The sequence below is a fragment of the Brevundimonas diminuta genome, assembly GCF_050310045.1.
In the GTDB taxonomy this organism is placed as follows: Bacteria; Pseudomonadota; Alphaproteobacteria; order Caulobacterales; family Caulobacteraceae; genus Brevundimonas; species Brevundimonas diminuta_F.
The window spans coordinates 2,166,541-2,180,582 of sequence record NZ_CP190005.1; the positions used below are offsets into that span (position 1 = coordinate 2,166,541).

The window sequence follows — 14,042 nt, forward strand, 5'->3', positions numbered from 1 at the left end:
AGGCTGACGTTTTACCAGCGACCGCCGCCGCTGCGGACAGGGCGCATAGACGAAATCTTGTCGTTCATGCCGATCCGGTTCAGGTCGCGCGTGTCGTTGCGGATGATCTCGCAACGGCCGCGGAAGTTGGCGTCTTCACAGACTTCCCATGCGCCGCGCGAAAGTCGGATCGAGCTGATCGCATCATTCATGCCTGTATTGCGCAGGTTCGATATTTCTTCACGGAAGGTCATCGACTGTCCGCGATAGTTGGAATCCCGATAGACAGTGATCGACGACTGGCTCCAACCGCCCTGCCCCGAGCCGTGACCCGAACCATGACCAGAGCCGTTATTCCCGCCCCAGCCGTTGTTTCCGCCCCAACCACCGCCGGGGCGGCCGCCGCCCGGACGGCTGTTCTCAAAGTCGCCGCGATGGCCGTGGCAGATCAGCAGGCCGTTGTCATTGACGATGTCGCTGCTGGAGCAGCGCGCCAGTTCAATGGAGGTCGAGCGCATATTGCCGCGCATGTCGCGACAGTCGGCATACAGCCGCCCCTGATTGACATAGGAGCCTTCGCAGCTTTGCGCGTAGGAGCCGCGCGGCGCGCCCCGTTGCTGGGCCTCTGCCGGACCTGCGCTCAGGGCGCTGAAACCACCGGCTGTCAGGGCCAGACCTGCCGCGGCAATCACGAACGTCTTCATGGATCGGCCTCCTTGGAGCCTTGTTCTGGCGCACAACGCGCCTTGGCCTCCAATCTGGCCCAGGCAAGATGAACCTTCGCTTTATGAGAACGACAGACGACGTTTTCATTTCCCCTGAAATCAACTATAAAGGGCTTCTCGCGCCCGGCCGAAAAGGTCGGGCGCCGTCGATTCAAACGCTCGTTTTTCGGGCCGCAACGCCGGGATCCATGCCCATGACCGACATCCTGATGCCCAAGGCCACCGCGGTCTGGCTGGTGGACAACACCTCGCTCTCGTTCGAGCAGATCGCCGACTTCTGCGGGCTGCACCCGCTTGAAGTGCGCGGCATCGCCGACGGCGACGTCGCCCGCGACATCCGCGGCGCCGATCCGATCGTCAACGGCCAGCTGACCCGCGAAGAACTGGACAAGGCCCAGAACGACGCGAACTACCGCATGAAGGCCGTGGTCAGCCGCCACGCCGAACTGCTGAAACCCGCCAAGTCGGGTCCGAAATACACGCCCGTCTCGCGTCGTCAGGACCGCCCGGACGCCATCATGTGGTTCGTCCGCAACCACCCCGAAGTGACCGACGCCCAGGTCGCCAAGCTGCTGGGCACCACCAAGGCCACCATCGAGAGCGTGCGCAACCGCACCCACTGGAACTCGGCCAACATCAAGCCCGTCGACCCGGTGACGCTGGGCCTGACCGGCCAGTTGCAGTTGGACGAAGTGGTCCGTAAGGCCGCCGACAAGAAGGCCAAGGACGACGCCAAAAACGGCGTCCTGCAACCCGTCGAAGTCGAGGCTGAGCCCGAAGCCGCCATCGAAGAAGCCGAAGAAGGCTATGGCTCGGGCGCCGAGCCCACGGCCGAGTCGGTGTTCGGCTCGCGCGACTGATCCATCGGTTCAGCGGCGAATACAAAACGGCCCCGGAAGATCGCTCTTCCGGGGCCGTCGTTTTTCAGGCAGGAGTCCCGCTAGTGGGCGCGGGCTTCCAGGGTATTGATTTCTTCTTTCAACCGCAGCTTTCGCTGCTTCATCTCCCTGAGGTGTGTCGGGTCCGCGGAAGGCCGTCGCATCTCCTGCTGGATGGTCTCATCCAGCGACCGATGCCGATTACCCAGTTCGCGAATACGCGCCTCAATGGTCATGGCTTGCGCCTCCATGTCTAAGGGACCACTACACTCAGCGCCCGGTTCAGCGGGGTGTGGAATCACATTGCAGTGACCCCCGCCGCTCCGGGCACGGACAGGTTGGAGGCGAAATTGGCCGATGTTGTGAACTCGACCGTTCGGGCGCCCGCGCCCTCCCGGCTAGTCGTTGGAATCTCTGGCGCTTCGGGCGTTATTTATGGCGCGCGCGTGCTGGACGCCCTGCGAGAACTGGGCGTCGAGAGCCATCTGGTCGTCACCCGCGCCGCCCTGCTCACATTGTCGCAGGAGACGGATTTCACCCCCGACGAGCTGACGGCCAGGGCCGATGTGGTCCATCGCCTGAACGACGTGGGTGCGACCATCTCCTCCGGCTCATTCCGCACCCTGGGCATGGTCGTCGCGCCCTGTTCCGTGCGCACGATGAGCGAGATCGCCACCGGCGTGACCTCGACCCTTCTGACCCGCGCCGCCGACGTGACGCTGAAGGAGCGCCGCCCCCTGGTGCTGATGGTGCGCGAGACGCCGCTGCACCTGGGCCACCTGCGCACCATGACGGCCCTGGCCGAAATGGGCGCCGTCATCGCCCCGCCCCTGCCAGCCTTCTACGCCAGACCCGACAGTCTGGAGCAGATGATCGATCAGTCGGTCGGACGGGCGCTGGACGTGTTCGGCCTGGACTGGTCGGCCGTGCGCCGCTGGGAAGGCCTGAAAGGCGGCGCCGAGGCATGAGCGATGATCTGTGGACCTGGGCCTGCGCCGCCTATGCCGCGCCTGAAGCCGCAGACGCCTGCCTGTCGCTTCAGGACTATCACGAGCAGAACATCCCCCTGCTGCTCTGGGCCGCCTGGACCGCTGTCACCGGCCGCCGCCCGGACGAAGAGACGATTGAAGCCGCCTGCGACACCGCCCGCGCCTGGCAGACCACGACCATCGCCCCCCTGCGCGCCGTGCGCCGCACGCTGAAGACGCCCGTGCCGGACCTTGAAACCGACGCCCGTCTGGCGGTGCGCGAACGGGTCAAGGCCGCCGAACTGGCCGCCGAGCGCCATCTTCTGGAAGGCCTTCAGGCCCTTTCGCCATCGCCATCCGGCCCGGCGCGCAATCCTCTGGACGCCATGGCTGAAACAGCCCGCCTGTGGGATCGCGTCGTGCCGCGCCCCGCCCTCAGAACACTCGCCGAGCTGCTTCCAGCCTGACCCCGGCCAAGCTATAAAGCGCCACCGGCGCGGGGCTTACGATGAACGACGACGAACCTTACCTGTCCGAAGAAGACGAGGCGCTGCGCGCCGAGCTGGCGCGCCTGCTGCAGGAACACGCCGACCTGGACGCCTCGATCGAGGCGCTGGGCCATATGCCTGCCCCCGACCAGCTGATGATCGCCCGCCTGAAACGCAAGAAACTGGCCCTGCGCGACGACATCGTGAAACTTCAGGATCAGATCCTGCCCGACATCATCGCCTAGCAGGCAGCCCTCTCCCCGTCGGGAGAGGGCCTTAGCCCTACAACGGCAGGACCGAGGTGTCCTTGACCTCTTCCATCACGGCGTAGGTGCGGGTTTCGCGCACGCCCGGCATGACGATCAGGGTGTCGGCCAGGAAGATGCGGTAGGCCGCCATATCCTTCATCCGCACCTTGACCAGATAGTCGAAGCCCCCCGCCACCATGTGGCACTCCAACACCTCGGGCGAGCGGCGGATGCGCTCGGCGAACTGGTCGAAGATGTCCGAGGTCGTGCGGTCCAGCAGCACCTCGATGAAGATCAGCAGCTCGCGCTCGGCGAACTTCGGATCGATCAGGGCCGTATAGCCGGTGATGACCCCCCGCTCACGCAGCCGCCGCACCCGTTCGAAACAGGATGACGCCGACATGTTGCACGACGCGGCCAGATCCTGATTGGTGATCCGCCCGTCCTGCTGCAGCACCCTCAGGATGCGGCGATCGGCATCGTCCAGTTTGTATTCCCCAGCGCTCATGCGCTCTTCCCCCTACGCTTTACAGATTCCCGACACTGACAAACCCGCGATAAATGCGCAACGCGCTTGCGAGCGTCGGAGGCCGGCGCATGACGCGCCGGCCCGCCTTTTTTACTGGGCCGAACGGCCTGCCTTCGCCTTGCTGTCAGCGATGAAGGCTTCCATTTCCGCCGTCATGGCCGGAATGGTCGCCACGCCGATGGCCAGTAGATGATCGTGGAAGGCGCGGATGTCGAAGTCAGCGCCCAGTTCCGCCTCGGCCTTGCGGCGCAGGCGCACGATCTCGATCTCGCCCAGCTTGTAGGACAGGGCCTGCCCCGGCCAGGTGATGTAGCGATCGATCTCGGTGCCGACTTCGTGGTCCGACAGGGCGGTGTTCTGGGTCAGGAAGGCCACAGCCTGTTCACGGGTCCAGCCCTTGGAGTGGACGCCGGTGTCGATGACCAGACGCGCCGCGCGCCACATCTCATAGGTCAGGCGGCCGAAGTCCTCATAGGCGTCTTCATAGATGCCCATCTCGACGGCAAGCTTCTCGGTATACAGGGCCCAGCCCTCGCCGAAGGCCGAGATGTAGGTCTGGGCGCGATAGTCGGGCATGGGCTCGTGCTCGCGGCGCAGATTGCCCTGCCAGGCGTGGCCGGGGTTGCACTCGTGCACCGTCAGCGCCGGGATGTTGTAGCGCGGGCGCGACGGCAGGTCATAGGTGTTCAGCAGGCAGACGCCGTTGCCGCCGCGACCAGCCGTGTAATAGGGCGCGATGGCGTCCGGCACGGGGATCAGGCTGAAGGTGTCGCGCGGCTTCAGATTGAAATACTGGCCGATCTTGCCGTCGACCTTCTTGATGACCCAGGCGCCGTGCCACAGCAGGTGTTCCGGCTTGTCATAGTGGAACTGCGGGTCGGTCTTCAGGAAGTGGATGAAGCCCGCAAAATCGCCGGTCCAGCCGGTGCTGCGCATCACCGTCTCCATCTCGGCGCGGATGCGCGAGACTTCGGACAGGCCGATCTGGTGGATCTGATCGGGGGTCAGGTTGACGCTGGTGTATTGGCGGATCTGCGTCTGATAGAAATCATCCCCGTCCGGCAGGCGGTTGGCGCCCAGGGTCTCACGCGCGTCGGGCATGTATTCGTCACGGATGAAGCTCAGCAGTGTACGGTGCGCCGGCACGACCTGTTGCTGGATGGCCTGAACCGCCGCCGCCTGCAGGCGCGTCTTGTCCGCCTGGGACATGTTGGCGGGCATGGTCAGGAAGGGCTTGTAGAAAGGGTTCTGGGTGACGTCCGTCGGCTCCGTCACCGCCAGGATCGACACGTCCCGCCCGACCAGAGAGGCCTTGGGCTGGGTGAAGCCGCGCGCCAGTCCAGCGCGCATATTGGTGATCTGCTGATCGAAATAGCGCGGCACGTCGCGCATCTGGGACAGATAGCGCTCGTAGTCCTCGACCGAGGTGAAATTCGCGCTGCCCAGCCCCGTCAGCGACGACCAGAAGGCGCTGTCCGAGTTGAAGGGCATTTCATACAGGCGGTGACGGCCGTCATCGACGAAGTTGTCGATCTGGTGCCTGTAGACGGCATAGTTGGTGCGCTGGTTCGGCGACAGCTGGTCCGGCGAAATGGCGTCGAGGCGACGCTGGACGGCGGTCCAGTATTCCAGACGGCGCTGCTGGGTGGCGGCGCTGACGTCCGGCAGGGTGCTGGTCTTGGCGTTGCGGCCCGGCATCTCCTTCTGGCGCCAGGCCCACTCCTCGGCGGCGATGGCCTCAAACTGGGCGTCGAGCGCCGATGGCGCGGCGGCGACGGCCGAAGCCGGTGCGGCATGGGCCGACTGCGGCGCGGCGACGCCACCCACGGTCAGAACCCCGACAGCGACCGCAAGGGCCCCGAAAGCAGTGAGAGACTTCATCGTCTTTCCCCCGAAAATTACTCAGACGCCGTTGGTGCGCCCTTAAAGGCAAGAAGCCGCCCGTCGCCGGGCGGCTTCTCTATAGTGGATCAGAATTTAGCGTTTACGCCAATGTAAACGTACCGACCGAGGTTATTGTAGAGGCTGGCGTTAAAGCCATTGTACAGCGCGGTCCCCGTCCAGGTGAACGCGGTCTGTGGAGGCGCTTCGTTGGTGAAGTTGTTCACCCCGCCAAACACCGAGAACCGGTCGAAGCGATACTCAGCGCGGATGTCGTGCGTCACCCACGACGGAGCCTTCCACACTTCGTACGCCCCCACCTTATCCTTGTTGCTGCGCAACACGCTGCCCAGATACTGATTGGCGTATGACAGCGACAGGCGATCATAGTCCCACGACACGCGGAAGTTCATCCGGCGCTTGGGATTCGGCACCTGACCGGCCTGTTCGTCACGGACGCTGGCGTCACCCGGAACCGGGTCATAGGTCAGCTCGTCCAGGAAACCGGCAGCCGCATTAAGCGACAGCGAGCCGTAGTCCGGCAGGCCCAGCTTCACCAGATCCGTGCGATACGACGCCGTCACGTCCCAGCCCGAGTTGGTGTATTCGGCGACGTTCATCACCTGGGTCACCACCTTGCTGATGTTGCCGTCAGGGCCGCGCGTGACATTGGAACAGAACTGATTGTTCAGGGTCGGACTGTCGACGCAGTTGTTGATGATGGTGCGCGCGCCCAGCGAGGCGATCACGTCGCTGATCTTGATGTCGTAGTGATCAACGGTGATCGCCAGACCGGGCAGGAAGGACGGCGTCAGAACCACGCCCAGGGTCAGGGTTTCGCCCTCTTCCGGATGCAGGTCGGGATTGCCCTTGCTGATGGCGGGCTTGGTCGCGTTCGATTGAGTGAAGCTCGGGCTAAGGCCCAGAGCCGCACAGTTCGCCTTGCGGTTGTCCGGGAAGTTGCCGACGTTCAGACGCGTCGCGTCGCAGGGATCATCGAACAGATTATAGCCTTCGCCGCCCCCATCAAACAATTCGCTGATGTTCGGAGCCCGCACCGCCTTGGCGTAGTTGGCGCGGAACCTGATGTTGCGGTCGACCGTCCACTCCATGCCCAGACCGTAGCTGCTGTCGCCGCCCGTGGTGGTGTAGTCCTGATAACGATAGGCCGCCGTCAGATCGAGGTATTGGATGAACGGCACATCGGCCAGCAGCGGCAGGTTGATTTCGCCGAAGACTTCCTTCGATTCATAGGCGCCCTCGGTCCGAGCCTGCTTGTTCTGGAAGATCAGTCCCTGCTGGGAACGGATATCCGGAACCGCGCGGCTGGATTCCTTGCGCCATTCCACGCCCGCAGCGAAGGCGACCGGCAGGTTGGTTCCGCTGAACAGCGACGGATAGGAGAACAGCTCGCCGTTGACGCTGGCCACGGCGTTCCACTGACGGATACGGTCGTTGCGGACGGTGTAGATGTAGGAGTAGTCGAGTGCTTCCTGCGACCCCTTATAGGCCCCGAACAGGTTCAGCGGCTGACAGCCCCGTGCACGCGCATCCACGCTGCGGCAGACGATCTTGCCGTTTTCGCTGATAGCGTCGATCGACTCATAGAACTCTTTCTGCAGACGGTCGAAGTTGGTGAACTGCGATTCCGTCTGGCCGTAGTTGACGTAGGCTTCGAACCGCCAGCCGTTGCTGAAGGCGCCGTCCAGACCCGTCACAAAGCGCGTGGTGTCATATTCGCTGCGCGAGGTGCGGATGCCGAAGTCAGTGTCGATCCGGCTGATGTCGAAATGCTTCATATTGGCCTGCGCCAACATGGTCTTCAGTTCATCCGGCAGGAAGGCGTTGTCCGCCTGAATGCGATAGGCGTTGCCCGTCGCCATGCCCGGCGAGCTGTCGGCGAAGGTGCCGTTACGCGCCTGGCTGCTGGCCACCATGTGGAAATATTTGGCTTCGGCGAACAGGTTCAGTTCGCTGATGAAGTCGACCTTGGGCAGGAACTCGTGACGCAGTTGCAGTTCGCCGCCGTAACGCTCGACCGGCGTGCGCAGCATGTCGTCGCGCAGCTTGAAGCCATCGCCGCCGATCGACAGCTTCTGCTCGCGGCCTGCGCCGTCATACAGGATCTGGCCGCGGTCGAACTGGGTCAGCTTGCCGTCCGGCGTGAACGTCAGGGCGAACGCCTTGTTGGAGCCGATCGCATCGACGATGACCGGCGTGAAGAAGTCGTTCTGCGTGTTGGTGTAGACGTCCCGCGCCTGGATGAAGGACGGCAGGCCGTCGTCCGGGCTCTTCTTGTTCGGGTTTGGGATTTCGGCCAACGCGCTCATCGCGTAATCGCGCTCGTGGCGGAACAGCCCCTCCGACTTGTCATAGGTCACGGCGCCCATGATGTTGGTGCGGTCGTCGTTGAAATTGCGGCCTATAGCCACCGACCCGTAATAGGTGTTCGGACCGTCCGCCGAACCATACTGCGCCTGAGCAGCGATTCCGTCGAAGTCCTGCTTGGTGATGAAGTTGACCACCCCGGCCACGGCGTCCGCGCCGTAAACCGCCGAAGAACCGCCCGTCACCGTGTCGATGCGCGCAATCGTCGTCTTGGAGATGGAGTTCACGTCCACGGCGCTGGTGCCGGCCGAACCGGCGACGTGACGGCGGCCGTTGACCAAGACCAGAGTCCGGCTCGACCCCAGGTTCCGCAGATTCAGGGTGGCGAGACCCTGGCCCGAAACCGAGTTGGTGGTGCTGGACGCGGACGCCCCCAGGCCGACCTGCGGCTGACGCGCCATGGCGTCGATCAGGTTGGTGACGCCGATGTTCTCGATTTCCTGAGCATCGACGACGTTGACCGGCGTCGAGGCCTCGACGTTCGGGCGGCGGATACGCGATCCGGTCACCACGATATCGGCGACGGCGCTGGCCTGTTCGTCAGACGACGCGCTCTGTGCCAGGGCCGGTTGTGCGGCGACGACCATGGCCATGCCAGCCATCATCGTGCCCGCCTTCAGATAAGCAGACAGTCTCATATTAACTCCCCTCGTTTGTGATTGGATCGCCGGGCGCGTCATCCCCATTCGGCGCGCGGCGACCTGTTTTGGGTCGGCGCCTTAGGGCGCCGTCCCCCGTTCGGCTTTTTGCCGATCGACCATGGCCCGGACGTCGGCCAGCAGGGCCGGAGCGTCGTAGGCGACCCCGCGCGCCACCGTCCAACGCACCCCGCCGACCGTCTCGATGCGGTTGTCGGGGCTCAGGCGTTCGTGCCCGGTGCCGTAAAGCGTCTTGAAGTTGGCCAGCGGATTCTCGGTCGTGATGACCAGGTCCGCGCTCATGCCGGGCCGCACGACGCCGAAGGTCGGCGCCTTGCCGGTCGGCTCGGCCAGGGTCGTCGCCCCGTCCATCGTCGCCGCCCGCACGATCTCCAGCGGGTTGAAGCCCGCCTCCTGCAACAGCTCCAGCTCTTCGATGTAGCCGAAACCGTACAGTTTCCAGATGAAGCCGGAATCCGACCCGACCGTCACCCGGCCGCCGATCTTCTTGTAATCGTTCACCAGACGCATGAACCGCTCATAGAAGCGGCGCCACGCCACCTCGTTCGAGGTCGTCCAGTCGAAGAAATAGCTGCCGTGGTTGTCGCGCGTGGACTGGAAATAATCCGCCAGCGTCGGCAGGGTGTAGATCTGGTGCCAGGGCGCATTGCGGGCGCGCATCAGATCGCGCGACGCCGCATAGATGGTCATGGTCGGATCGAAGACGACGCCCGTCTTCTTCTGCTCTTCCAGATATTCGAACCACTGCGGCGTGCCCGGCTCGACCTCTTTCCAGATTTCCGCCGCCTCGCCGAAGCGCATCTGCTCGTCATAGAAGTTATAGTCGGTCGGATAGTTCTGGATGCTGCGACCGCCCAGCAGGGCTTCAAAGTGACCGTAGAAGTGGGTCACCGTGCCCAGCCCGGCCTCGGCCAGATCGCGCGCGTTCAACTGGGCCACGCCCGGCTGGGAAATATGGGCCACCGTGCCCATGCCGTTCTTCTTGGCCTCGTCGATGGCGGCCAGAACCACTTCGGGCGTTTCGTCCCCGCGCAGGAAGAATTTGATGCCGTCGATGCCGTTGGCCGCGCCCCAGCGCACCCACTCGCGCGCCATCTGTTCGTTGCGGATGCGACCCCGCGACCAGCCCGAACCCAGCGTCTGATAGTTGTAGATGCGCGGCGCGACGATCTCGCCGCGCGCCGAGCGGTTCTTTTCGGACAGGGCGATGTCCTGCGGCGCCAGGCTGACGCCGCGCACCGTGGTCACGCCGTGGGCCAGCCACAGCTTGTAGACATATTCCAGATCCGCAGCCTTCTGCGGGCTGCCGCCGTGGGCGTGAGCGTCGACAAAGCCCGGCATGACATACATGCCCCGCGCGTCGATCTCGTGCGCGGCGTTCAGCGGCGGACGGCCTTCACGCTCCGGTAGACCCGGCCAGCCCGCCTGGATGACGTCGGTGATCTTGTCGTTCTCGATGACGATGTCGACCGGCCCCATGGGCGGCGCGCCTGTGCCGTCGATCAGCATGGCGCCGCGCACCACCATCAGCGGATAGGGGCCGAAGCCTTCATCAGCGCGACGCGGCGGGGCCGGGTTCAGCGTGGCGCGCGCCGGTGCGGCCTGCGTCTGCGCCAGGGCGACGGACGTCCCGACCGGCGCCGAGGCCAGCATCAGAGCCGCAGCACACGCTGCACCCGCGCATTTAAGAAGGGACTTCACCCCAAACATCGTTCGCAAGCCGCAATCCCTCCCAAGATTGAGGGCCACCGGCCCTGCTAGCGCGCGTCCGGTCCCTCACCGGCCTCTAAATCGCTACCATTTCGCCACAAAATAAAGCTTCGGATATTACGGTTGGTCAGAAAATAATATTTGCCATGCAGCGCCGATTTCCGATTACAAGGATATCAACGTGACGCCTGTGGCCGTGCCCGCTTTCGCAACCACATGGCGGCGTCTGCCTCTGACAGCCATATTTCGGCATTTTCCTGCCCCGAATAGGCGCGGACACCGATGGATCCGCCCAGAGCTATCCGATCGGCATTCCAGATGAAGCCTTCGCTTTCCAGCGCGGCGGACAGGCGCCGGGCCTTTTCGCGCCCGTCATCAAGGCCTGCATTCATCAGCAAGACCGTGAATTCATCTCCGCCCATGCGCCCCACGGCGTCGGATTCGCGCACATTGGCCAACAGCAGTTCAGCCACGGCGATCAGGGCTGCATCGCCCGCCGCATGGCCCAGGCTGTCGTTGATCGCCTTGAAGCCGTCCAGGTCCAGATACAGCAGGGCGGCCTCGACCCCGTGACGGCGGCAATAGGCCATGTTGCGCGCCAGCACCGTCATGAAGCCACGTCTGTTCAACACGGGCGTCAGCACATCGTGATCGGCCAGGGCCTCGGCCCGCTCGGCCCGCTGCGTCAGGGCCGCCACCTCGGCGCGCAGGCGCGCGATCTCGGCGCGCAGATCCGCGTCTGCATCCGGAGCGGTCGTCTGTTCGGCCAGGTGGTTCAAGGCAGGCTCCGGCGTCGCAAATCCGGCCGACTCAGGGCCTTGCGACGACTTTGAGTCTAGCGTCCCCGGTTGCGGGTGCAACGCGGGTGCTGTAACGGGCCGCTTTCCGCTTGGGGAGCCTTTGCGCATGACCGCCTCCACGCCGCCCGTTTCCGTCGCCATCATCATGGGCAGCCGCTCCGACTGGCCCACGATGAAGCTGGCCGCCGACCGCCTGGATCAGCTGGGCGTCGCCTGGGAGGCCAAGGTCGTCAGCGCCCACCGCACGCCCCAGCGCCTCTATGACTTCGCCACCACGGCCAAGGCGAACGGCTTCAAGGTCATCATCGCGGGCGCAGGAGGCGCCGCCCACCTGCCCGGCATGGCCGCATCGATGACCGATCTGCCGGTGCTGGGCGTGCCGGTCCAGTCAAAGGCGTTGAAGGGCCTCGATTCCCTGCTGTCCATCGTCCAGATGCCGGGCGGCGTGCCCGTCGCCACCCTGGCCATCGGTGAAGCGGGAGCCGCCAACGCGGGCATCCTGGCGGCGCAGATTCTGGCCCTGTCTGACCCCGCTATCGCCGAGCGCCTGTCGGCCTTCCGCGCCGCCCAGACCGAATCCGTCGCCGAAAGCGTCGAGGACTGATGCCCGATTTACCCCTGCCTCCCGGTTCGACCCTCGGCATTCTCGGCGGAGGCCAGTTGGGCCGGATGCTGAGCCAGGCCGCGTCGCGCCTCGGCTTCGACGTAGTGATTCTCGACCCACAGCCGGACTGTCCGGCCGCCCGCGTCTCGCGCGCCCAGATCACCGCCCCCTATGACGACCCCGACGCGCTTCAAGCGCTGGGCCGCCTGTGCGACGTCGTCACCTTCGAGTTCGAGAACGTCCCCGCCGCCTCGGTCGAGACCCTGGCCGAAGCGGGCGCCCTGGTCGCCCCAGGGCCGACGGCGCTGGCCGTGGCCCAGGACCGGGTGGACGAGAAGACCTATCTCAATGCCGTCGGCGCCCCGACCGTGGCCTTCGCCGCCGTGACCACGCTGGACGGCCTGACCGCCGCCATCGCGACGCTGGGCCTGCCTGCCCTGCTGAAGACCCGCCGCGAAGGTTATGACGGTAAGGGCCAGGTCTGGATCCGCGACGCCGCCGACGCAGCCGCCGCCTTCGACACCATCGGCCGCCGCCCCGCCGTGCTGGAGGCCGCCGCAGTCTTCCAGCGCGAACTGTCAGTCATTGCCGCGCGCGGCCGCGACGGCGCGATCGCCGTCTACCCTCTGGGTGAAAACGTCCACCAGAACGGGGTGCTGAAGACCACCACCGCCCCCGCCGCCGTCGATCCGGCCACGCAGGAACGCGCTGAACAGATCGCCGCCGCCGTTCTGGACGGCCTCGACTACATCGGCGTCATGGGCATCGAACTGTTCGACATGGGAAATGGCGAGTTGCTGGTGAACGAGGTCGCCCCGCGCGTCCACAACACCGGCCACTGGACCCAGGACGGCTGCGTCTGCGACCAGTTCGAGCAGCACGTCCGCGCCGTCGTCGGCTGGCCTCTCGGCCCGACGCAGGCCCACGCCCGCGTCGAGATGACCAATCTGCTGGGCGATGAAGTCGAGCAATGGCGCACGTTGGCATCTGAGCCCGACGCCCGCCTGCACCTCTACGGCAAGCACGACGCCCGCCCGGGGCGGAAGATGGCCCACATCAACCGCATTCTCTGACCCTTTTCCCGATAGAAGAGGGTTCAGGCGGCCGCCGCTTCCACCAGATCAGCCAGCCGTTGCGCCGCATCCGGAATGGCCACCGACCGCGCACCCGCCGACATCGCCGCCAGCGTCGCCGGGTCCGCCAGAATCGCCTTCAGCGCCGCCGTCAGGCCATCCACCGTCAGATCATCCTCGGCGATCACCTTCGCCGCGCCCGCCTCAGCCAGCGCCCGCGCGTTCAGGGTCTGGTGGTCGTCCATCGCGATCTTCAGCGGGATCAGCACCGACGGCAGGGACGCCACCGCCAGCTCCGAACAGGTCGAAGCCCCCGCCCGCCCGATCACCAGATGCGCCTTGAACAGCCGGTCGGCCATGTCCCGGAAGAAGGGGGCGACCTCGGCCTCGATCCCGGCGTCCAGATAGATCTGGCGCGCGGCCTCCAGCGTCTCGGGCCGCGACTGCTGCTGCACCTTCAGCCGGTTGCGGATGGCTTCCGGCAGGGCCGCCAGCGCGCGCGGCGTCGTCTCGGACAGGATGCGGGCGCCTTGGCTGCCGCCCGTCACCAGCACATGGATCGGCCCGCCCTCGACCGGTGCGACATAGGCCCGGTCGAACAGGGCGCGGATGTCCGGCCGCACCGGATTGCCGACCAGCTGGACGCGGCTCTTCACCTTGTCCGGCGCCCGTCCCAGCGTCGGGAAGGCCGCCGCGATCACGCCCACGCTGGGCGCCAGATAGCGGTTGGTGCGGCCCATCACGGCGTTCTGCTCATGGATCACTGTCGGCCGCCGCGTCGTCACCGCCGCCAGCAGGGCCGGCGCCGACGGATAGCCGCCGAAGCCCACCACCACGTCCGCCCCCGTGCGCTGGAACGCCGCCTTGGCCTGACCGACGCCCTTCAGGATCGCCAGACCGGCCTTCATCAGGCCGATGGGGCCAGAGCCCGTCGCCGCGTCCAGCGCCAGACGTTCCTCAGCAGGAAAGGCGTGGGCGTATTGCTCGCCGCGTTTGTCGGTGGCCAGCACCACGCGCCAGCCGCGCGCCGCCATCTCGCGGGCCAGCGCCTCGGCGGGGAACATATGGCCGCCGGTGCCCCCGGCGGCGACGACGCAGACCTTGGTCATGGA

14 protein-coding genes are annotated in these 14,042 nt (G+C 65.5%); 6 read left to right on the forward strand and 8 right to left on the reverse strand.

Annotated elements, in window-relative coordinates:
* Positions 1-11: 11 nt before the first annotated feature.
* A complete protein-coding gene (locus tag ACORJG_RS10510) occupies positions 12-683 on the reverse strand; it encodes a beta/gamma crystallin-related protein (protein ID WP_427788975.1) in 672 nt (223 codons plus the stop codon).
* Between the two features lie 215 nt (positions 684-898).
* Here ACORJG_RS10510 and ACORJG_RS10515 point away from each other — a divergent pair, with 215 nt between their 5' ends.
* Positions 899-1,564: a DUF1013 domain-containing protein gene (locus ACORJG_RS10515; RefSeq protein WP_427788976.1), complete on the forward strand. Its 666-nt coding sequence runs from the start codon at positions 899-901 to the stop codon at positions 1,562-1,564.
* 80 nt (positions 1,565-1,644) lie between these two features.
* On the opposite strand, the gene ACORJG_RS10520 is transcribed toward ACORJG_RS10515, so the two are convergent.
* Positions 1,645-1,818 carry a YdcH family protein gene (locus tag ACORJG_RS10520; RefSeq protein ID WP_427788977.1) on the reverse strand — a complete coding sequence of 58 codons (174 nt, stop codon included), beginning with the start codon at positions 1,816-1,818 and terminating at the stop codon, positions 1,645-1,647.
* Positions 1,819-1,932: 114 nt separating this feature from the next.
* Between ACORJG_RS10520 and ACORJG_RS10525 the strand changes: the two genes are divergently transcribed.
* The 3 genes from ACORJG_RS10525 to ACORJG_RS10535 are packed head-to-tail and all read left to right on the forward strand — an operon-like array spanning position 1,933 to position 3,283.
* Positions 1,933-2,550 (forward strand): UbiX family flavin prenyltransferase, encoded by a 618-nt coding sequence (locus tag ACORJG_RS10525; protein ID WP_427788978.1) that lies wholly within the window; start codon positions 1,933-1,935, stop codon positions 2,548-2,550.
* Complete coding sequence (locus ACORJG_RS10530; protein WP_427788979.1) at positions 2,547-3,017, forward strand: TIGR02444 family protein; 471 nt, start codon at positions 2,547-2,549, stop codon at positions 3,015-3,017. Before ACORJG_RS10525 ends, ACORJG_RS10530 begins: the two co-directional genes overlap by 4 nt.
* Before the next feature lie 41 nt (positions 3,018-3,058).
* Positions 3,059-3,283 (forward strand): YdcH family protein, encoded by a 225-nt coding sequence (locus ACORJG_RS10535; protein ID WP_025978184.1) that lies wholly within the window; start codon positions 3,059-3,061, stop codon positions 3,281-3,283.
* 37 nt (positions 3,284-3,320) lie between these two features.
* Here the strand turns inward: ACORJG_RS10535 and ACORJG_RS10540 are convergent, their stop codons facing one another.
* The 5 genes from ACORJG_RS10540 to ACORJG_RS10560 form a co-directional block, all read right to left on the reverse strand.
* Positions 3,321-3,794 carry an Lrp/AsnC ligand binding domain-containing protein gene (locus ACORJG_RS10540; protein WP_346528946.1) on the reverse strand — a complete coding sequence of 158 codons (474 nt, stop codon included), beginning with the start codon at positions 3,792-3,794 and terminating at the stop codon, positions 3,321-3,323.
* A 111-nt stretch (positions 3,795-3,905) separates the two neighbouring features.
* Positions 3,906-5,696 carry a DUF885 domain-containing protein gene (locus tag ACORJG_RS10545; protein ID WP_427788980.1) on the reverse strand — a complete coding sequence of 597 codons (1,791 nt, stop codon included), beginning with the start codon at positions 5,694-5,696 and terminating at the stop codon, positions 3,906-3,908.
* Between the two features lie 89 nt (positions 5,697-5,785).
* A complete protein-coding gene (locus tag ACORJG_RS10550) occupies positions 5,786-8,722 on the reverse strand; it encodes a TonB-dependent receptor domain-containing protein (protein WP_427788981.1) in 2,937 nt (978 codons plus the stop codon).
* An 81-nt stretch (positions 8,723-8,803) separates the two neighbouring features.
* Entirely contained in the window at positions 8,804-10,444 is a 1,641-nt protein-coding gene (locus tag ACORJG_RS10555; RefSeq protein ID WP_427788982.1) for an amidohydrolase family protein, read from the reverse strand.
* Between the two features lie 185 nt (positions 10,445-10,629).
* Complete coding sequence (locus tag ACORJG_RS10560) at positions 10,630-11,232, reverse strand: GGDEF domain-containing protein (RefSeq protein WP_427788983.1); 603 nt, start codon at positions 11,230-11,232, stop codon at positions 10,630-10,632.
* A gap of 127 nt (positions 11,233-11,359) precedes the next feature.
* On the opposite strand from ACORJG_RS10560, the gene purE reads away from it, so the two are divergent.
* Positions 11,360-11,857, forward strand: coding sequence for a 5-(carboxyamino)imidazole ribonucleotide mutase (gene purE, locus ACORJG_RS10565; RefSeq protein ID WP_427788984.1), 498 nt, complete (start codon positions 11,360-11,362; stop codon positions 11,855-11,857).
* The gene (locus tag ACORJG_RS10570; protein WP_427788985.1) at positions 11,857-12,930 is read left to right on the forward strand and encodes a 5-(carboxyamino)imidazole ribonucleotide synthase; all 1,074 of its coding nucleotides are present in this window, start codon (positions 11,857-11,859) and stop codon (positions 12,928-12,930) included. The genes purE and ACORJG_RS10570 overlap by 1 nt, the downstream gene beginning before the upstream one ends.
* A gap of 23 nt (positions 12,931-12,953) precedes the next feature.
* On the opposite strand, the gene murG is transcribed toward ACORJG_RS10570, so the two are convergent.
* Positions 12,954-14,039, reverse strand: a complete 1,086-nt coding sequence (gene murG, locus ACORJG_RS10575; protein ID WP_427788986.1) for an undecaprenyldiphospho-muramoylpentapeptide beta-N-acetylglucosaminyltransferase — start codon at positions 14,037-14,039, stop codon at positions 12,954-12,956.
* Between the last annotated feature and the right edge of the window lie 3 nt (positions 14,040-14,042).

Coding starts and splice junctions, on each gene's coding strand:
- purE (WP_427788984.1), top strand. CDS start 11,360: ATGACCGCCTCCACGCCGCCCGTTTCCGTCGCCATCATCATGGGCAGC.
- ACORJG_RS10545 (WP_427788980.1), bottom strand. CDS start 5,696: ATGAAGTCTCTCACTGCTTTCGGGGCCCTTGCGGTCGCTGTCGGGGTT.
- ACORJG_RS10520 (WP_427788977.1), bottom strand. CDS start 1,818: ATGACCATTGAGGCGCGTATTCGCGAACTGGGTAATCGGCATCGGTCG.
- murG (WP_427788986.1), bottom strand. CDS start 14,039: ATGACCAAGGTCTGCGTCGTCGCCGCCGGGGGCACCGGCGGCCATATG.
- ACORJG_RS10540 (WP_346528946.1), bottom strand. CDS start 3,794: ATGAGCGCTGGGGAATACAAACTGGACGATGCCGATCGCCGCATCCTG.
- ACORJG_RS10515 (WP_427788976.1), top strand. CDS start 899: ATGACCGACATCCTGATGCCCAAGGCCACCGCGGTCTGGCTGGTGGAC.
- ACORJG_RS10550 (WP_427788981.1), bottom strand. CDS start 8,722: ATGAGACTGTCTGCTTATCTGAAGGCGGGCACGATGATGGCTGGCATG.
- ACORJG_RS10510 (WP_427788975.1), bottom strand. CDS start 683: ATGAAGACGTTCGTGATTGCCGCGGCAGGTCTGGCCCTGACAGCCGGT.
- ACORJG_RS10530 (WP_427788979.1), top strand. CDS start 2,547: ATGAGCGATGATCTGTGGACCTGGGCCTGCGCCGCCTATGCCGCGCCT.
- ACORJG_RS10535 (WP_025978184.1), top strand. CDS start 3,059: ATGAACGACGACGAACCTTACCTGTCCGAAGAAGACGAGGCGCTGCGC.
- ACORJG_RS10570 (WP_427788985.1), top strand. CDS start 11,857: ATGCCCGATTTACCCCTGCCTCCCGGTTCGACCCTCGGCATTCTCGGC.